This window comes from Haladaptatus sp. HS23 (assembly GCF_056892285.1).
In genome coordinates this window covers 83270-103310 of sequence record NZ_JBXGLH010000006.1, presented here as the reverse complement: position 1 = coordinate 103310, position 20041 = coordinate 83270, and the positions used below count along the sequence as shown (strand labels likewise).

Annotated in this window: 15 protein-coding genes; 1 reads left to right on the top strand and 14 read right to left on the bottom strand. The window is 49.8% G+C overall.

The genetic code is table 11. The features are described from left to right. Window positions 1–847: 847 nt before the first annotated feature. The 11 genes from AC1XDK_RS16935 to AC1XDK_RS16885 all read right to left on the bottom strand — a co-directional run bounded on the left by AC1XDK_RS16935 (window position 848) and on the right by AC1XDK_RS16885 (window position 13978). Window positions 848–2113, bottom strand: coding sequence for an amidohydrolase (locus tag AC1XDK_RS16935; RefSeq protein WP_483351142.1), 1266 nt, complete (start codon window positions 2111–2113; stop codon window positions 848–850). A 92-nt stretch (window positions 2114–2205) separates the two neighbouring features. Next, the gene (locus AC1XDK_RS16930) at window positions 2206–2967 is read right to left on the bottom strand and encodes a hypothetical protein (protein WP_483351141.1); all 762 of its coding nucleotides are present in this window, start codon (window positions 2965–2967) and stop codon (window positions 2206–2208) included. A gap of 1 nt (window position 2968) precedes the next feature. Continuing rightward, window positions 2969–3718 carry a DUF5058 family protein gene (locus AC1XDK_RS16925; protein ID WP_483351140.1) on the bottom strand — a complete coding sequence of 250 codons (750 nt, stop codon included), beginning with the start codon at window positions 3716–3718 and terminating at the stop codon, window positions 2969–2971. A gap of 446 nt (window positions 3719–4164) precedes the next feature. Continuing rightward, the gene (locus tag AC1XDK_RS16920; RefSeq protein WP_483351139.1) at window positions 4165–4821 is read right to left on the bottom strand and encodes a trimeric intracellular cation channel family protein; all 657 of its coding nucleotides are present in this window, start codon (window positions 4819–4821) and stop codon (window positions 4165–4167) included. Between the two features lie 192 nt (window positions 4822–5013). Then, a complete protein-coding gene (locus AC1XDK_RS16915; protein WP_483351138.1) occupies window positions 5014–5784 on the bottom strand; it encodes an IclR family transcriptional regulator in 771 nt (256 codons plus the stop codon). 413 nt (window positions 5785–6197) lie between these two features. After that, window positions 6198–6575, bottom strand: coding sequence for a Rieske (2Fe-2S) protein (locus AC1XDK_RS16910; RefSeq protein WP_483351137.1), 378 nt, complete (start codon window positions 6573–6575; stop codon window positions 6198–6200). Window positions 6576–6581: 6 nt separating this feature from the next. Then, window positions 6582–7715: an amidohydrolase family protein gene (locus AC1XDK_RS16905; protein WP_483351136.1), complete on the bottom strand. Its 1134-nt coding sequence runs from the start codon at window positions 7713–7715 to the stop codon at window positions 6582–6584. Window positions 7716–8357: 642 nt separating this feature from the next. Then, window positions 8358–9227 (bottom strand): fumarylacetoacetate hydrolase family protein, encoded by an 870-nt coding sequence (locus AC1XDK_RS16900; RefSeq protein ID WP_483351135.1) that lies wholly within the window; start codon window positions 9225–9227, stop codon window positions 8358–8360. Between the two features lie 127 nt (window positions 9228–9354). Continuing rightward, window positions 9355–12429 carry an FAD-binding and (Fe-S)-binding domain-containing protein gene (locus AC1XDK_RS16895; RefSeq protein ID WP_483351134.1) on the bottom strand — a complete coding sequence of 1025 codons (3075 nt, stop codon included), beginning with the start codon at window positions 12427–12429 and terminating at the stop codon, window positions 9355–9357. Next, the gene (locus tag AC1XDK_RS16890) at window positions 12422–12601 is read right to left on the bottom strand and encodes a hypothetical protein (RefSeq protein ID WP_483351133.1); all 180 of its coding nucleotides are present in this window, start codon (window positions 12599–12601) and stop codon (window positions 12422–12424) included. Before AC1XDK_RS16890 ends, AC1XDK_RS16895 begins: the two co-directional genes overlap by 8 nt. A gap of 300 nt (window positions 12602–12901) precedes the next feature. Beyond that, window positions 12902–13978, bottom strand: coding sequence for a cupin domain-containing protein (locus AC1XDK_RS16885; protein WP_483351132.1), 1077 nt, complete (start codon window positions 13976–13978; stop codon window positions 12902–12904). A 131-nt stretch (window positions 13979–14109) separates the two neighbouring features. Here AC1XDK_RS16885 and AC1XDK_RS16880 point away from each other — a divergent pair, with 131 nt between their 5' ends. Further along, window positions 14110–15519 (top strand): SLC13 family permease, encoded by a 1410-nt coding sequence (locus tag AC1XDK_RS16880; protein ID WP_483351131.1) that lies wholly within the window; start codon window positions 14110–14112, stop codon window positions 15517–15519. A gap of 1121 nt (window positions 15520–16640) precedes the next feature. Here the strand turns inward: AC1XDK_RS16880 and AC1XDK_RS16875 are convergent. The 3 genes from AC1XDK_RS16875 to AC1XDK_RS16865 all read right to left on the bottom strand — a co-directional run bounded on the left by AC1XDK_RS16875 (window position 16641) and on the right by AC1XDK_RS16865 (window position 19797). Then, on the bottom strand, window positions 16641–17519 hold the full coding sequence (locus tag AC1XDK_RS16875; protein ID WP_483351130.1) for a metallophosphoesterase family protein: 879 nt from the start codon (window positions 17517–17519) through the stop codon (window positions 16641–16643). Next, window positions 17519–18274 (bottom strand): hypothetical protein, encoded by a 756-nt coding sequence (locus AC1XDK_RS16870; protein ID WP_483351129.1) that lies wholly within the window; start codon window positions 18272–18274, stop codon window positions 17519–17521. Before AC1XDK_RS16870 ends, AC1XDK_RS16875 begins: the two co-directional genes overlap by 1 nt. 377 nt (window positions 18275–18651) lie before the next feature. Continuing rightward, window positions 18652–19797 carry an acyl-CoA dehydrogenase family protein gene (locus AC1XDK_RS16865; RefSeq protein WP_483351128.1) on the bottom strand — a complete coding sequence of 382 codons (1146 nt, stop codon included), beginning with the start codon at window positions 19795–19797 and terminating at the stop codon, window positions 18652–18654. Window positions 19798–20041 lie beyond the last annotated feature (244 nt).

Below are 20041 nucleotides of genomic sequence, written 5' to 3'. Positions count from 1 at the left end.
CACCTGTCGATTCCAATGCTCAAAGACTCACTGATTCTTTGATTCTCTTATTCATGGATTCATTGATTCATAGAGAATAACTACTATCGACCTTGCTGGCGATTATCTAGTTAGTCAATGATTGATGAAATCTTCACTATTACATCCATATAGAATCTGATTGGAATCATACCCGACCATCTACGATTGGCGCCAGAATCTGAGAGATGGATTGCGGTGGCACCGACAAGGGTTTAATACCTCTATTTGTCCATCATACTATGCATATTCTAGAATCATTTTCGCTTATCTACTGAGTAGCGTACGACCGATAATATATCCTATGTCGCTATATTCAAAATCGCTCGCTGCTGGGGCAGTTACAGACACAGAATTCTTGGTCGCCACTTTGCTATCCGTGTTCGGAGCAAAATCATCTATACGAAATCGGAAACACAGTCAGCATCGCACAACACTGATTCATCAAAGAGATCATCAGCGTCTGTTTGTGGATGGATCGCAGAGACGTATTTATGTCGATTACTGAGCTTGACTTCTGTATCACAATTAGCACAGGGAACCGTTCTTGAGGTCATCAAAACACGAGTGGATACATTTACTAATTCGACTGAGTTCTCTCGCTGTGACAGTACATTCATTGTCTCCTCTAAAGGAGTATATCTGTATGAATCATGTGGACACGTCACATCTTGCCACCCAAATATTACATATTTATAAACAATTCAATATTTAGAAATTCATTTCGATAGAAGATGTTTGCATAAAACTCCATATGACTTGTTTCCAGTGTAGTGGGCATTTTCATAGGAGACAAATCGTGTGCCGACGAAAAGTAGTCGTAGTAGAACTAGGAGAGAAGCTTGAGTGCTGTCTGCGAAAGGGTTGCTACTCCGATTGAGAGGCTCTCTTCGTCGATATCGAACGTAGGGGTGTGATGTCCACTGGGATTGCTAGCACCAATACCGATGTACGTTCCTCGTCCCCCATTTTCCATGACCGCTTTCAGTAGATACGTAACGTCCTCGCTTGCTCCTATGTTATCTCGTCCACGAACGGTGGACGTGCCATTAATATTCTCTGCTACTTCACTTACAAGTTCAACTAGCTCCTCGTCGCAGTCTTGCCGGATCGATTCTCCGATAAGCGAGACATCTACGTCACATTTGTGTACATCTGCTGCTGAATTGAGACAGCGATAGACGGCATCACGCATATATTCCATTAGATCAGTTGATCCCCCGCGAACCTCTATATTAGCGGTCGCTCGATCGGCAATCACGTTAGCGGGATTCTCTGAATAAATATTCCCGACGTTCACCCGTGTCTCACCCTCTTTGTGCCGAGGAATACCATAGATATCATTTACAGCAGTTACTAATGCCTGTACTGCGTTCCGACCATCATTAGGTGCGAACCCAGCATGTGCAGACTCTCCTTCGAATGTAACGTCGAACCGCGAAAGGGCGAGCGCTCCGTCGAGACCCGCAACCACGGTCCCTGTTGGATAGTCGAGTCCGACATGTGCACCGATCAGATACTCTACGTCATCAATGTGTGGTCCTGCAGCCATCGGTTTTCCGCCGCCAAGGAGCTCCTCAGAGGGTTGGAAGAATACCTTGAACGTTCCATTAAAATCACTCTCGAGAACCGTTCGGAGTGTACCCAGACCAAATGTGATATGCGCATCGTGCCCGCAAGCATGCATGAATCCGGCGTTCTTTGATTGGAAACCCTTGGCCGTCGGCATATGTTCACTGGCCTGTGATTCTTTGATTGGAAGCGCATCGATATCGGCACGAAGCCCGACAGTGGGTCCCTCGCCGCGATTAATGACTGCAACGACTCCTGTATTCCCTCCTTTGATGTGCGTTAAAATATCCGTTCGGTCAGTTTCGGATTTTGCTTTTTCGAACCACTTTGAGCGTTCCTCCTCGTCTGGAACACCTAGTCGCTCTGTGGTCTCTAGCGCGTCGGGGCCAACGTGTATCTCATCTACTCCGATATGCTCAAGTTCTTCTACAATCCTGACCGTAGTCAGGAACTCACACCACCCCGGCTCCGGGTACTGATGGAACTTCCGTCGCAGTTCGATTAAACTCTCCTTCGGTCGCATATCTATACTAACAGTGTCCTCCTTATATTATTTACTCATGTTTCAAATTGACAATTAAAATATAAAATTATGAATGTGGGAATCTATGTCAACTATTCATTGGGCGAACTAATCATGTCTTTCTCCCACATTCCTCGAGCGGCATACATCGTTCCAAAAACAGAGACAATTATCACGGCATACAGCGGGAAGCCTGGAAGGAACGAAAGTAGGCCGAAGTCCATCAGAAGCGTCATTATCAGAGCGATCGTGAATCCAATACCCGCGAGCTTTGGATAATCCCTTCCGAATTGTGCGAATATTGCACCGAATACGGAGGGAACGAGATACGAGTCGAGTGCATTTTGCCACAGCTCTGGAAGCGCTTGGAATATAGAAACAAGGGCAACTGACCCGATTGCTAATATCGTGATATTAACGGCTATTGATGCGGCAATTGCGATTGTCGAGATCAAACTACCCTGTGGTGTGCCGGTTTCCACGCCGGCACTCTCTTGGGCAGCAGCAGCGCATGGCAGCCGTAGGTTCGCGATATTCCCAGATAAGAACGCCATGTACGTGCCGGGAATCCCTAAAACAGGATAGTAGGATACCGGTTCAATAATCCAAAAGATCCCGAATGTAGCGGCTATCGACAAAAATGCTCCAGTGATCGCCTCTGCCGGAGGAACGATCTCGAACACCGTGAGTAGAACTAATGCAGGTCCCAGAGACAGTCCTACTGCGAGCAGATTCGTCCGTCGTCCCCACTTATTGATATACGGTATGAACTGATTCTGGTAGACGCTTTTGTCTTGTGCTACATCTTCTGCTACTTCATCGGCGACGGCTGTTTCGTGTTGTTGTTCAGACATATTACCACCAACTTCCGATTAACAATTGGATCGCGATTCCGACCGCCAGACCAACTATCATCGCAATTCCTAACGCCCACTCTCTGATCCACTGAATATTTTTTTGATCGGCGATCTGTAATAACACGAGCATTACTATGCCACCAGCGGCCACAGAGCCAGTTTCCGGAGTTCCTGTCGTAACCTCTCCCGTGAGGAAATAGGCGAAAGCCCCGAGCATAGCCGCAGAACTGATGATCGGGATGAGCTTTTCTTTCCCGCCGCCAATTTTTTTCCTAACCTTCTCCATGTGTGGGGTCCCGAATGCCGAGACCAGTAACCAGCCCGTTCCACCAAGAGTCATTGACCAAACTGCAGTTGCATACGCCTGCTCGGTGATTCCGCTGTCACCCAAGCTATAGCCAAATTGAGAAACACCGAGCTCGGCAGCTGGCAACTCAAATGCTACCGAACCGATTACAGATAGTCGCATCCACGCAACCGGACCACCTACGGTCGCGATTAGAGCCAGCATACCAGCTAAGACCGCTACCGCAGGGCCAATCGCAGATATTACTCCCGTTTTGAGTCCGGTCTTTAGCTGTTCATCTGATAGTCCCAATTCGCCTCCGTTCTTCCACGCGTGTCGGAGAAATAGTCCGGCTTGTAGCAGTACGACCAGTACCACTGGTATTGTCGCAAGCCATAACAAGTTGCTATTGGCAATGTCCATGTATGTCGGTACTATCGATAGCGTCTGGTGTCCGACCATGCTAAATAATATCAACCATTCTTATCATATATAATTACTGGTGACCCTCAACTATTTTGTTGCTTGTATCAATCTAAAAACCACACTTAGATGGCCAATTCATACGTGAGTATGATTCAAAAACATCTCTCAATCTACTCTCGGTTGCATTCCTCTCGTATACGATAGTAGTAAACGTAAATATTTCAGTAGCGCTCGATGCTTGACTGTGGTCAGTCCTATGTTTTGTGAGGTTATTTTCCAATTTAAATTTAATAATACAAAAACTCACTCAGTACTCTAATCGTACTTCAGTACCGCATTTTCAATTGAGCTACAAATAAAATCCATGAACAGTCCATACAGGGTACATCCTGATGATCTAAATTCTGCAAGAAGGTATGAATAACAACGTTGTTTAGTCGGTTTAGAATACATGGGCATCTGTCCTGGTATTTACCAGTGGCTCAGCTACTTATTAATCCTAATTTTTGCATTGTGGGAAGATTCCAGTCGTACGTAACTGCTGCTAACCGTGTCCCAACGGTCACTACTGCACACACTACGGCAGCGGTGCTCCCAGCAGCTCCCAAATTTGTCACTACCCAGTATGCACTCCCGCCCAACACCGCACAAGATGCATAGAAATCGTCAAAGAGGATAAACGGAGAACGATCGAGCAGAATATCTGCCACTGCACCACCTCCTACTGCATTGATTGTTGCAATAGCGACGACACCAAACACAGAAACATTTGCCTCGGTTGCGACAATCGCACCAGTTGTAGCAAAGGCAGCGAGCCCGATAGCGTCCGAGACGAGAGTAATTGGGTGGTTATCTGGGGATGGTAGGACGGTGCTCAATTGAATCGCTAAGCCGACTCCGAGCAGACCCAGACTGATTTCGATTGGCGACTGAAGTGCGAGAGGAACTCGACTCACAAGGAGATCCCGTGTCGTCCCACCAGCAAATGCCATTGCCAGACCAACGACCGTAATTCCGAATAGATCGAACTCCTCACGGATCGCCTTGGCCGATCCAACGAGTGCAAACGCGATCAAGCCAATCGTGTTCATAACTGCAAATGGATCACCGAACAGAACGGTAATGAGATTCCGAACCATTGTCTCCGTCTATGCGACCGAGTATTTTGAACACTGCGTCTTACAATAGTGATGTGTAGGGTATAGGGGTGTAAAAACCACGACTATATATGGCGTGTACAAAAGGTGTATACAGTCTTTCATTAACTGGCGTTTCCGATTAATCCGTTTAATCAGCTGCTCAGCTATCTCGCTTACTGGTGAGTGATTCTCCTATTTGTCATACTTCACTTTGAGTTCGATTTCGTTCGATCCGGTTGTGACCAATTCAATCAACTGCTCCCGGTACGACTCATTCTCCACTCGCGTAACTGGTGCAGCAATCCCGACCGCACCGAGTACAGACTCATCAACAACGATGGGTGCAGCGACCGCCGAAACCCCCATGGCTGTTTCATTGTGGTTTACTGCATAGCCCTGCTCACGAATCTCGGAGAGTTCTGCGCGGAGCTCTTCGATAGTCGAGATTGAATTCTGTGTCTTTTGTGGAAGCCCATGTTGGTCAACGACATTCTGAACATGTTGCTCAGAGGAGAAAGCTAACATCACCTTGCCGGAGGCTAAACAGTGCATGTACTCATGTTTCCCGAGTCGTTCGTGCGTCTCGATAGCATTCTCTCCAAGTGCTTGGGAGAGATATACTGCCTTTCCATTCTCCTCAACCATCAACCAAACTGCTGTACCGCTTTTCTCAGCTAATCCCTTGAGAGTCTCTCTTGACTTCGGGTATATCGAAAATAGTTCTCGGGCAGCGGTCCCATGGTCGAAAAACTGAAGCGATAGCCTATACTCTCCATCCTGTTTGGAGAGATAGCCGATGTGAACGAGCGTCGTGAGATAGTCATGTAACGTACTCTCTGCCATATCTGTGTGTTCTGCTATTTCGGTAAACGTAGCCTGTTCCTCTTGCTGGATGATCTCCACCAATTCGAACACTCGTACTGCCGTTTTGATGGGTCGGTTTGGCGCTCCCGAGTTCGACATGGTTGTAATGATGGGAAATACCCCTATAAGGGTTGTGTCATTGTCTCTCATATGTCGAGCCCGGAATTACAGAACTGTTGACAATCACATTCGGGTCAAGATACTAGCGAGATCGACGAAAGCGGATTCTGGACATTACAATACTACAATTGTAATTCAGACGCAACCAGCGACATTCGGTACATTCGAAACGGGAAATGATGGCTCTTACATTTCGATAATCTCGAAAGTACTAAGAGGCCAATCTACAAGAGCAAGAGGCGACTCTACTCTTTTCAGTCGCCTCAAAATCATACTAAGTGACGCAAAACCATTTCGATGATACCGAACCGACTTCTATAGACTGCTTCAGAAATATTGTGGAGAATGGGGTGAAGATGTCTGACAGGATACGTTAGCTGCTCACAGAGCAATTAGATTCGGACATAGACGTCGTCGTCAGAGACTTCGACGTCAAACGTACCGATGCACTTCCCGGATACCTTGTGTTCACCCGACTCAATGTCCAATTCCCAAAGATGCCATGGACAGCTCACAGTGAGTTCTTCTTCGTTAACTCCGCCGCGTGAGTCGGTCCACGTATGCTCTGCGTTGATCTTCTCTTCGCCGGCCTTGTACAATGGCGCATTCTGATGTGGACAACGATTCGAGATCGCGTGGTACTCGTCGTTGACGTTGAAGACCGCGACTTCGATGCCGTTTACATCGACTGCGATTCCTTTGCCACTGGGGATATCGTCGACCGCTGCTACCTTGGTATATCCGTCTGAGATATCTGTTTTTGTGCTCATTGTTGACTAGAGTCTGAGGATCTCTTCGGCGTTTTCATGCAGAACGGACTGACGTAGTTCGTCATCAAACGCTCTCGACGCATAGAACCACGTCGGTGGGTCCAATGTTTGATGCGGCCAGTCACTAGAATAGACAAACATATCGTTTGCCATGCTTAAATCGAGGAGATTTCTTGCTTGTCCTGACCCACGGGGAAGTGCCATTGGCTGTGTGGTCAGATAGAAGTTATCCCGAAGGTATTCACTTGGTCTCCGGTCGAGATACTTCTCGCCTGATGCGTGCTTTCGGGGAGTGACCTGGATATCGTCGGGGTGCATCTCATAGAATTCGTCCATTCGGTATCGGAGGAATGGGACCCACCAGTGGCCTGCCTCTTGGAGCACAACATTTAGGTCAGGGAACCGGTCGAATACGCCTCTCATGATCATGTTGACGACGTTTACCATTCCGTGAATTGGCCAGTCGAACCCAAGAACTTCGGTCCATGTCAGCATCTCGTCTCCTATGTAGGATTGTTGTGGCCAGTACGCAAGTGACCCATGCAAGAGAAGTGGTAAATCATTCTCGACGAGTGCTTCGAATACCTGATCAAACTGCTCGCTTCCCCATGGTGTCTTTGGGTCGAACCAGGAATATGCAGCTGCGATATTATCTTCAGACGCAACCCGTTCAATTTCCTCGACAGCATACTCCGGGTCCCACTTCGGGACTAGCATCGACGTGTAGATACCCTCGTCAGCGAAGTTATCGAGCATGTAGTCGTTCGCTGCCTGGACTATGCCGTTTTTCAAGAGCGGATGATGCTGCAGTGGTAGGTTGTTGATCCCCGCGTTAACGATTGGGTCGTCGATGGCAAACTTTTCGCAGGCCTCATGAACGTCCTCGGCGTACTCCGCGCGCCCCTGTGTGAACAGCCCTTCGTTTCCCTCTTTGATGGCGTACGCGGCGTCCCACTTGCCCATGACTGGTGTCGGACCGAACTCTGTAGTCAACTTATCTTTGATGACGCTGTCGTCAACATATGACAGGAGCTCGTCTTCCATCGGGTTAACGTGAAAGTCGAGGTCAATAATCCGATCTTCAAACGCTTCCTTCGGTACTTCCGCTTCAGCGTCTATTCGTCTAACTGGCGAACTCATACACGTGAATTGTGGTACTCTACTATAAATAATTTACTTTTACCGCTATTCCACGGTTAGAGGCACTCCAAAATTCCCATTTTATGCTGTGAAAAAAAAGAACTCGCAGGCTGTAACCAACTTGTGTGAAAGAATTCATTGATAAACCATTTTTGTGTGACCCAGCGAATAACAAGTCCAGTTATACTTCATTCTTTGGAAGTACACAATAACGGACGCAAGCCTCTCCTCTATTACACGATAAAGGGGAACGTTTGCTGTTCTCGCTGTCGTACCTCCTGTTCAGATAAACTGATCGACTGATCTGGAAGCTGATCTCCATTGATGGTATCATTAACGACGCTGAGAAACGCAAAAGTACGCGGTACGTCTGATTTTATTCAATGCACCCCAAAGATCCACCGAGTAGGATTGACAGCGCCGAATTCGTATGTTTCTCTAGAAACAAATGCACCGACAATACTGAATGCTTATCCGGATCACTATGAGAAGTCGTTTGCGGACCACTTTAGCAGGATGTGCATGCAGAACATTGTACAGGAGGAACTCGAACGTATCAGTGTTCGCGTCGCTGAGGTGGTCTCATCGTGAATTTCGGGTTATCGTTGTTCTGCGAAAAAGAGTATGCTGTTTCGTCGGTTGTTATTGACCGCCTTTCTGAACGTTCACGTCAGCGAACGACAAATCTCGTTGCGTGACGTCGACCCTCATTGAACCAATGGATTCGATTTCGGCATCTACAGTGTCTCCGTCGTTGAGTTCACTAACTCCTTCAGGCGTGCCCGTAGTGATGATATCACCGGATTCGATGGTTGTACCGATGCTTGCGTATTGGACGACATCTGCACACGTGTAGACCATGTCACCGGTGTTCTCGTCTTGGCGTGTTTCGCCGTTGAGTTTTAATTCCATCTGTAGGTCCTGTGGATCCTCGATTTCATCTGGAGTAACGACACACGGGCCGACAACGGTGAAGGTGTCGTAGGACTTCCGATTCGACCGATCCTGGTCGCCACGAACCGAGATGTCCAGCAGGATGGTGTAGCCGAAGATGTTGTCCCATGCTTCGTCAGTGGAGACGTCTTTGGTGTCCTCACCCATCACAAACGCGAGTTCGATTTCGTGGTCGACGCGGCGGTCATCAAAGGGAAGTTCGATACCATGGTCAGGACCAACAACACTAGAAGGGGCTTTCAAGAAGTATCCCTTGTCCTTGATCGAGAACCATTCGTCCGTGGTAATATCTTTGTCCGCGATAGCTTCCTCGATGTGGTTCTCGTAGTTTAACGGCGCCGCAATGACTTTTCCAGGACGCCCTACTGGTGATCCGAGTTCAACCTCGCTTCGGTCGTAATCCGGATCGGCATCAGTGTATTCGGTAGCGTCGTAATTCCCGTTGATGTATTCGAGGAGTGGGTCTTCTGACTCAATTCCAAGACGATCGGTGAGGTCAATGATACCGTTATCAGTCAGCAGTCCTAGCTGTGTCTGGTCGAATCGGACAAATCGCATACTAGATCTTTTACCAAGCACCTATATAAATCATGGTGTTTACGAAATATACGTCGATCTACTAATGGTGCAATCGATTGTTCATAATTCGAAAGATGGCCAATCGCAGGTTCAGGTCTCCTGCTCGTTACTGCGGGAGACAGTAGTCAAGAAGCTCGACAGGTGTGGGCGGTTCATCACGGTCCAATTTTGAGCCGACCAATGAACTCTCAGCTGCGACAACATCGATACGGTCGTCCCCAAGCTGTGTCCGACATGATGTACCTGGTGCGGTGACAGTAGTAGCGCCACTCTCTTCGATCTGCTCGAACAGTATCTCACCAATAGACTTGCTCAGTGAGTAGTGTTCTGCCTCGTAGCCGAAACTCCCAGCCATTCCACAGCAACCTGAGTCCAGCGGGTCAACGTCGTAGCCAGCGCGTCTAAGAACGCCGACCGCGTGGTGATCCTTCTTGACCGCCTTCTGGTGACAGTGACCGTGATACGCAACCGACTCGGATACCGACGTCCAGTCGATATTCTCGTCGAGGTGGAACGTATCAATGTACTCACAGACACCAAAGGTATTCGCCGCGACGGATTTGACGGGATCGCCGGAGAGGAGATCAAGGGAATCGGACTGGAACATCACGGCGTCCGATGGTTCAGCAAGGACAACATCCCATCCTTCTTTGACGTAAGGGTAGAGTTCATCAACGTTGCGCTTAAACACATCTCGGGATTTCTCGACGAATCCTTTCGAGAGTGCCGGCCGACCACTGTCGGTTCGCTCGGCAAGTCGGACGTGAGCACCAGCGGCTTCGAGGACGCGAACTGTTGCTTTGCCGACCTCTGTGTGACTGTAGTTGGTGTAACTGTCCACGAAGAAGACAACCTTTCGTTCGGCATCGGTCTCGGAAATACGAGACCCACCACGAGCCTCGAACCAATCTTGTACCGTCTCGCGGCGGAATGATGGGAGCGTTTGCTTGCGTGCGATTCCGAGCGTCTTTTCGGCAACCAATTTTGCACCAGGTATTGACTGAGCAAGATTCGAGAGTGGAGCAAGTGCACTTCCGACTGGCGCCAGCGTATCGAAGTTCGCAAAGAGTTTGTCCCGCAGGGATGCGCCGTGTTCTTGATGACGTGCGTGCATAACTTCGGTTTTGAGTTTCGCCATGTCGACCTCGCTTGGGCAGTCGCGGGCACAGCCCTTACAGCCGATACAGAGATCAAGAACTTCTTCGGCAAACTTGTCGTCCGTCGGATCGTCGGGCAAATCGCCACTCATTGCTTGTCGAAGCAGGTTTGCGCGCCCTCGTGTCGTCGTAATCTCCTCATCGGCAGCGCGGTAGGTTGGACACATCACCCCGCCAGATGTCTGTTGGCTCCCACGACAACCACCACACCCGTGACAGAGCTCAACCATCCCCTGCATCCCATTTTCGTTGTCCCAGTTGAGCGATGGTTCGAATTCAGCGTTGTATTCGTACTCACTGTCATACCGGAGGTTCTCGGTCATATCGTGGTCGCCGCAAACGTTCCCTGGATTGAGCAACCAGTTAGTGTCGAAGGCAGTCTTCAGGTCCCGGAACGTATTCCAGATATCTTCGCCGTACAGTTTCCGATTCCACTGGGTTCGGGCGCGACCATCGCCGTGCTCGCCCGAAACTGACCCACCAAACTCGACAACCATATCGGTTACTGCGTCAGCGATGTCGACCATATCCCGACGGTCACCCGTAGCTTTCGTGTTCACCAGCGGACGAACATGCAGGACACCGGGGCCGGCATGTGCGTAGAACGCCGCGTCGACATCACGGTTCTTCTCCGTGAGCAACGATTGAAAGCGTTCGACGAACTCAGGGAGATGTTCGGGTGGGATCGCACAGTCCTCGATGAAACTGATGTGCTTTTCATCAGATGTCCGCGAGAGGAGGATCGGGAGGCCGGCCTTCCGCAGTTTCCAGAACTGCTCACGGTTAGTCTTACTGTGAGCCTCCAACCCGGCAAACGAGTATGCCCTTTCGGTATTGGGAAACTCGGACGATGATGCCGCACAAGCGTCGATGTCAGGAACACGATCGGTGAGCAACCCGGCAGTCTGTGCGCGCCCGTGATTATCGTTTTCGGCATAAAACTCGACGAGTAATCCTGCTTGTGCATCGTCCGGGACAAGTGCGGCGATTTCTTCGAATTCAGCAGTGTCGCGGGCCAACCCTATGAGGACGTTGTCGATAAGTTCGACCGCTGCAGGGTCGTGTTCAAGGACGTGCTGTACGTCAGTCACCGCGTCGAGCACGCTGTCATAGAAAAGTAATGACACTGCCTTTGTCTCCGGCACCGATTTCAATGACACTTCGGCTTCAGTGACAACTGCCAGTGTCCCTTCGCTTCCGGCGAGGAGACGCGCGAGGTTGACGGTCCCCGTTTCAGCCTCATTGACGAGTACATCGAGGTTGTAGCCGGAGACGTTTCGTTTCATGTCGGGGAATTGCTCTTTGATCTCGCTGACCTCATTGTCAAGGATGCGAGTGACTTCAGCATATACGCGCTGCAAAACTGTTCCGTCCGGGTCGGCCTGTTCTCTGAGTTCGTCGAGGCCGATCTCTCCGAGCGTCACGATGGACCCGTCTGCGAGAACGGCTTCACACTCCTCAACGTACGCATCGGTCTTCCCATATTTGAGTGAGTGTGCACCGGTCGAGTTGTTACCGATGGCACCGCCGATAACGCTTCGATCACCTGCCGCCGGGTCAGGCGCGAATTTCAGTCCGTGAGAGGCGAGTTGGCGGTTGAGTTCCTCAAGCACGACACCAGATTGTACTTGCGCGCGACGAGCACTGGCGTCGATTGAGACGACTTCGTCCATATGTCGAGTAAAATCGAGGACGACTGCTTCATTGACGGCCTGGCCGGCAAGACTGGTGCCGGCACCGCGTGGGAGAACCGGGATCTCACGGTCGGCACAGTAGGAGACGACCGCAGCAACATCGTCGGTCGATGTTGGGAACACGACACCGATGGGTGTCGCTTCGTAGGCGCTAGCATCAGTTGCATACAACTGGCGCGTGTAGGTGTCGAACCGAACATCGCCGTTGACCCGTGTGCGGAGCTCTGAAACAAGGCTCGGATGTTCGATCTCGTTTGATGTGTAGTCAAAGTCTGCTCTTTCGTCGACATTGTCAACCGATGTACCGCGTTTGACTGGTTGGTTACTCATGTTCAAGCGATGCATCAAATACGTTTGAAGAATCGAACAGTTCGCCACAGTCTTCGCACACCATTCTATTTTGAATCGCGTACTCCCAGAGCTTTCCGCCACAGCTCAGACAGTCAAAGTGTGCTTGGACGAATGGGTTCGCCTGTGCATAGGGGTTCTCGAACTCTGCCATACAATCTACTCATGGCGCGTGGTACATAAGCCTACCACCTGCTGGGAACTACTCCGCCCTCTCGGCCTGACGGTCTCGCTGAGGAGGGGCTTCCTGCTTCCACGACGCGCTTTGCAGACACAACGGTGTCCACAGGGAGCGCGGTCTCCACATGCGTTGACGAGACTCGAAGTGCCTCGTTCGCGCTCAAGAACAGAGCTCTTGTGAACGCTATATCCATCCCCTGCTCGCGCCATTCGGCGCTTCCTGAGGAAGGGAAGGGGTCATAGCGCCTGCATTCAGTAACCTCGACGAAACTCGTTATGAGGGCGTCGCTTCAGCATAGAGGTTGAACGCCTCGAACACTGGACGGTCGGTCATCCCGAGGAAGATCGCTTCGTCGTCCGGTTCGTGATGATGTGTGGCATCTGGAGGAATAACAAAGATATCCCATTGACTCCATTCCAGGGTCTCGTCGCCGACGTGGGTCGCACCCTCTCCCTCGATGACGAAATATACTTCTGTCGCGTTATGGAAGTGTGGATCGGTCGGCCCATCGTTTAACAGCTGTGCTCGGAACGACATCGTCGGAAACAGCGGGGGCTTTCCGGATGCCGGGTTAACATAGGAAAGACTGTAACCGTCGTGGGGATCCGGCTCGTCGTTTTCGGCGCGCTGATGCAGCGTTTCGAGCATCTCGTCCCAGCCGAAGCGGTACGGCGGTGTTGCCTCGCGGATTCCTTCAAACGGACCTGGGATGGAGCTATCTTTCGATGCATTGTTTGGTCGCCCACGACCGTATTGAGAATCCCAATAGCCCTGAGTCTTGGTGACGGGTTGTTGTTCGAGTTCATGGTACTCAAAGACGTTTCGCGCGTTCAGGGAGTCGAGGACAAGCGGGAGATCGAGCACGTCAAGCCAGGCGGCTGTCTCGTCGGAATCGTTGACGTGGTCATGCCATTCCCATTGTGGTGTCGTAATAAGGTCGTTGTTCTCCATTGGGAACTCTTCACCTGCCACGACCGTCTTCATGTCCTCATGCCCGTCGATAGTGAAGCGGAGGGCGTTCGCAGCGTGACGGTGAGCGGGTGCGGTTTCGCCCGGTGACACTGTTTGGACGCCAATGTAAATCGAGTTTGAGATGGCGTTAGCTGTGTTGATCGGGACGGCGACACGCCGCTGGAATCCCGGTGGCAAATCAGCGATAGGAACGTCTTGTTCGATGTGGTTGATCGCAGTCTGAATGTCCTCCCACTTCCAAATAGCTGCTTCGGGATCTGCAAGGACAGTTCCCATATCGTCTTCGACTTCCCAGAGCGGACGCAGGCCGTGTTCTTCGAGGATGCTCCGGGTACCAGAACTCAGCTCTAAGAGTTCCTCTGGCTCTTGGTTTGCCATAGTAACACATTTGTACAGTTTTGCAATAAGTCTATGGGAGGTCCATCTGTGCCAGTGGATGCGCTGCTCTTATCTTTGGGCTCAAATTTCCCGATAAAATAAAGAGGAAGGAACGTAACTACCGACTTACGATGTCGAACGAATCGCGATGGCCCGCTGTCGAATTCACTGCTGTCGATCCTGAGTGGCTGTCGATTCCGATCAGTATTCTTGCGGCAGGGAGTATTCTCCAGTTTGCTCCGATTTCGACGAACGCGAAACTCATGCTCGCTATCACAGTGTTTTGTATTGTGCTGTGGATCAGGTCACCGCTAGAACCGTGGTTTACCGCGCTCGTCGGTATCGGGTTGATCGGAGTTCTATTCTCGTCAGAGTTAGCACTGACCGGATTCCAATCGCCAGCAACATGGCTAGTTGCCGTCGGTATACTTATTGGTGAAGCGTCCCGTCAGAGCGGACTAGCAGAATTGGTTGAAGAACTCGCTCGCAATCAGATGCCTAACCGTACGATGACTGACGCTGTAATTGCATACCGATATTTGCTTGTCGTGTTTTGCTCTGCTAGCCTCATGCTGGCCATCCTAGTTCCATCTTCACTTGTACGCGTACTCATCCTCGGACCAATACTGATCTCGCTTGGGAATCTCTTCACTGAGCGTCGACCCAAGATCGGGCTCTTTCTTGGACCGCTGTTTGCGACGTTCTATGGTTCTTCGGGCGTTCTGACGGGCTCTCTGGCGAATATCATTGTCTCTGGATTAGTTGAATCAACCGCCGGACAATCTATTTCGTGGACCGAATGGCTACGCTGGCTCGGTCCCGTGATGAGCGTTGGCCGTGTATTGGTGGTTATTGGTGTCTCTTACTTTCTGTATCGCCCACGTGACAGGGACGCTATCGTCGCTCCTGAACGAACCGAGGGTGTGACTGTGACTACCGAGCAGTTACGGATGTTCAGCTTTCTCCTCGTGGGAGTGGCCATCTGGGCGACTGACTTCCTCCATGGACTGCATCCATTGTACGGTGCACTCGTGGTCGCACTCTTAACATTTGCTCCACGTATCGGTGTTGTTGGTTCGGACGCTGTCGCCGAGGCCGATTTCTCGATTCTCTTCTTTTTTGGAGCGGTTTTCGCTATCGCAGCGGGCCTCCAGCAAACCGGGTTTACTAACATGGCCGCTGCAGCTCTTCTATCTCAGTTACCAAATGACGCATCGCTACCAGTTGTACTCGTATTCGTAGTTGTCGTCTCACAACTACTTACACTAGTGATGGAGGGGCTTGCTGTTGCTAGCGTGCTCACACCGATTCTCACCTCGTTTTCGAGTAGCGCCGGTATTCCATTGGTTCCTGTTGCAATGATCGAGGCTGTGGCGCTCAACACCTACTTTTTTCCATATCAGTCGGCGGTTCTCGTCGCTATCCTCGGGATGGATGTCGTTGGTAGTGGTGAACTGATTCGTCTGTCGAGCGCAATCGCTATCACAACGCTTCTTGTCCTAGTCCCTATACAGATTGGTGTGTTTGTACTCTTTTTCTGAACTGCCTTGCTTTGGCTGTATCTTACTGCACCACACTTTTTCATTTGAGGTGTTAATCTCAGATTTCCTGTCTGAGGAATTTCTTCTGAACCCGCATAGACTGGACAGGCCATCGCTGATTTCATCAAAAGCGGTTGATGAATTAGATTTCATTTGCGGTACTTCCGCATGCAACCTGAGTGCCTTGATTGCATTTCTATCGAAAGCTCGCTCGTACAACCGCGAAAATCGGGATAGCTATTAGTAATATGAGCTGATGAATTCAGGTGATTCGGATATATCGAAACAGATCGGGACGAATATCGTTCATTGTCCGAGTGGGAGGGCACAGCACCAATTGGCAGAGAGCAATCTAAAGATGATATTCGATGGTTCGACTGTTTTGGAGCGGTGAAGGCCAATTTGAAATAATGATCCTCAGGTTGTCGAGGAACGCTACGAAAGCGGTCACTGTAGTAGATGTTTATATGCTACCAACTTTTTTGAGCTCATCGAAATCGCTGGTCGAGGTATGACCTGGTTCGGCAGTCGAAACGCTGATCTTTTACAAAAACAACCGAACCAATCTCGTTCAATTATACTATAATTTTGACACCCTCGAAATCTTTCTTTCGCAACCAATCGATGAATACTACGATAATCCATCCCTAAGGAATACTCCGCGCTGTTCTCATACGCAAATGGAGCTCACTATTCGAACCGAAATAACGGAGATATTCCAGTCCTCTTCTTACAATTCTGCGCCTGTAATTCTATCGCTCTCACGCTCTCCCCATGCGTTAAGATGCCGTCGCTGGTGTCGATCTAAGTTGTGGAGGACAAATTTGGACTGCTTGTGGTCTCGGCTGCGACTAGGGTCTACAGCATTTGTAATCGCATTGCCCTCCACACTCGGGTTTTTGGTGCAGAATACTTGCTCGTTGGATGAATCAGCAACCAACGAGTAGCACTGAATTTACTGAATGCGGATTCAACGATAAACGATCCACTATCCAAGCGAGCAGTCGGCACCCGGATGATTACTCTCGATCAGTGGTTCGATATATGTGAACCATCTTATCTCATAATAGCTGGAAAAGGCGATAGAGACTGCGGTTCACATCTGTATTTTCCGAACGTAGTTAACACCGACCGAAAGTCTTGTTCAGAATCGTGTTTTCTTTTCCAGTATCGTGATCTACCGTGGTTACAGTAGCGCCAGTAGAATCCACATCTAGATAGGCGTACGTCGTCACGTGCCCTTCATATACATGGTAGTAGTGTTTCTTGTACAGGTACTCAACACCGTCTACGTTTGAGGAACCTTCCGCCTGGACTTGCGAGGTATGACCCTGTGGGCAGATGACTTTATCGTATGATGACAAGATATCATGTATCGCCCGATGGTTCCGACAGACCCAGTAAAGTTCAGAAACACTTTGATTGTCCGTTTCGGATGACGCGTTAGGGTCCCCGGGAGTGAACCAAGCGTGGTGATGAAAGTAGACAATCTTAGCGTTATCTCCCGCCTGAGAAAGTTCGCGATCGAGCCACCGTAGGTCCTTATAGGGAACGTAACCACTCGTCCATCCATAGCCCATCTCGGGTGATCCGCTGACCCAGCCGTTCCCAGCCGTGTTCACCATCAACACGGTTACACCATCGTACTCTTTTTTGTATCTAAGATGTGCACGCTTGTCAGACTCGACGAAATGCTGTAGTGGAATATCGTGATTACCGGGTGTACAGACAACGTTGTTGCCGTATCCACTATTATCGACTAATTCCCAAAACCGATCGTAGAATGCTGGCCACGAATGTTCGTATCCGCTGTCCCAGAACGCATCGCTCTGAAAGACGGCATCCCCATTAAAGAAAAGGTCGGAAATACCGTACGTCTCAAAGAGGGAAATAATATCCTCCGTAAGACATTCCCCTGCACCTGGCAAATCGGTCCGCCCCACGTCAGGCGAGGAGAAGGGATCAATATGGCTATCTGACAGCCAGCCAATTCGGACCATTAGAGTGCCTCCAGTTCGAGTGAGACGGTAGTCGCACTCTTAATCGTCGATGTCGTGCTTGGATCGTCGGTTTTTGCTTCTACAATGAATGTATTTATTGGGTACTCGGAATCGTTAGCACCCTCTCCCGCTGGACTGCCTGAAACGATGTCCTCAAACTCCGTCAAATATACCTCGTCGTATATCTGAGTGGTTCCTTTCCCGGACAACTCAACAATTGTCTGTGTGGACGACTGCTCTTCGTCAAGCGGGATGAATTCACCTGATTTTGATACATTTCCGGGCTTGTTCGCGATTGAAAGACGGAGATTGGTAGTGGTGGAAGCTGCAGCCTCGAAATGAACGACGGTTCGGAGGATAGGTACCTGACCCGGTGCGAATGGAATCGATCCGTATCCGATGTTAGAACCCATTTGTTTGTATGATGAGTTCTTTATCGTTGTATCCTCATGGAACGGCTGAATCATCCACGCGGGCTGCCGTGTTCCGCTCATCTGTAAGGAGTGAGAATAAGCCCCGATATCTATCTTTCCGAATGTATCTCCAGGAAGTACCTCATCGAGACGGGTGGTAGTCTCCACAGATCTTTCTTGGGGAGCTCGTGGTTTTCCAGTATCTGTTTGTCCACGATTACTTTGGGTGCCGGATACTCTAGTGGTGCCGAAAAGTGCGCCCAGTCCCATCAAAGTGGATCTCCTAGTGATCGAGGGACGATTAAGTATCTCCTCCTCATCGCTATTGCCATTCTTTGGCATAGTATGTATATCCTTATCGTTAATTATTTAAATCCTTCGTCAATAATCTGATGTTATTGCTGATAGCGATGGAATAACTGCGTATGGAATATGGGGGATAAGATCACCACGAACTTCACATAAGAGTGAGGGTATCCGTCGAGCTGCTACGACGAAGGAAAACAGTGCTCTAAAGCCAACTAGAAACTTCGACATATGGGAATCACGCTGAACCTTGTTCATGCCTATATGTAGAACAGCACACACACATCGCGAAAGATTCGAGCAAAATGTCGTTTTATATGGGTATCGTTCTTGCAATAATGTCAAATGGAAATCCGCGAGTAATCAGTAAAGGCGATTCCGAGAACCGAAGACCACGAGGGATAATGGCAATATTAGAAATTGTCGTATATTATATCTCGTTGAATCTCGCTCACACCTTCATAGATAATAGGCATTCGGACGTCACGGTAGACCCGACCAATCCGACTGTCGTTGAGGATACCCTGGCCACCATGCATTTGCATCGCGGTTTGTGCGCACTCAGTTGCAGTCTCGGTCGCGTGCAGTTTCGCCATCGCAGCCCACTTTGCCGCGTTTTCGCCTGCCTCCATTCGGTCTACCGTGTACCAAAGTAGTGCCCTAGCACTTTCGAATTTCGTCCGCATTTGCGCGAGGTCATGTTTGACGGACTGGAAATCCGAGACTGATCGGCCAAATTCCTCCCGTTCATGTACGAATTCCCATGCCTCTTCGATGGCAGCCGCCGCGAGTCCGATCCCCTGTGCTGCAACGCGTGTTCGGCCGTGATTGAAGAACTCGGCGACCATCCGAAACCCCTCCCCACGTTCTCCAACGAGATTTCTAAGAGGAACGTGACAATTATCGAATGTGATGTGGGACTGCTTCGATGCGTGCATGCCGATTTTCTTCGGAATATGTTCGGCTTCGTATCCTTTGCTGTCGGTCGGAACGATTACCATTGAGTGATTTTTGTGGCGGCTCTCGTTCTCTTCCGTGCGGACATATACAAGAATCCAGTCTGCTTCGACGCCGTTTCCAATCCAGTACTTCTCACCGTCTATCACCCACCCCTCGCCATCTCGTGTCGCTGCTGTCTCCATCCCAGCTAAGTCGCTCCCTGTCTCCGGTTCAGATATAGCCATCCCAGTGATTGCTTCACCTTCGGCGATTGGTCTGAGGAACATCTCTTTTTGATGTTCCGTGCCAAATTCCTCAAGGATTCCTGATCCGAAGCTCTGTCCCATGAGTGCGAGGCCAATACCCGCATCGGCGCGAAAAAACTCTTCTGCAGTAGCGACTGCCTCGCTCAATGATCGGTCAGTTCCCCCGTAGTCGCTGGATATCTCTTGGGCAACTAACCTCTCTTCACGCGCTGCTCTAATGATTTCGAATGGGTATTCACCTGATTCAAAATATTCTCCCGCTACAGGCTCGATATTCTTTTGAGCAAACGACCGTGCGCGTCGTTTTACCTTCTTTGCCTCCGCTGGAATCATGGCCTCATCTAATAAGTCCATATCATGACTGTATTTCATTGCCATATATAAAGTTACCCTGTAGCCAAATGAGTGTTTAAATTCGTCTCCCCAAGCTGCCGACTGGAGTTGAGTAGGCAACAACAGTCTTGATGTGAGCGGTCCGATCGGCACAACCATGCAAACTACCTTGTGCTCACGACGTTGAGTCACGCAGTTCCAGAAATTGACAAGATGCCACAACATAGTGGTGTTGAACACCGTAGAGTGATTCATCGCTGTTCTC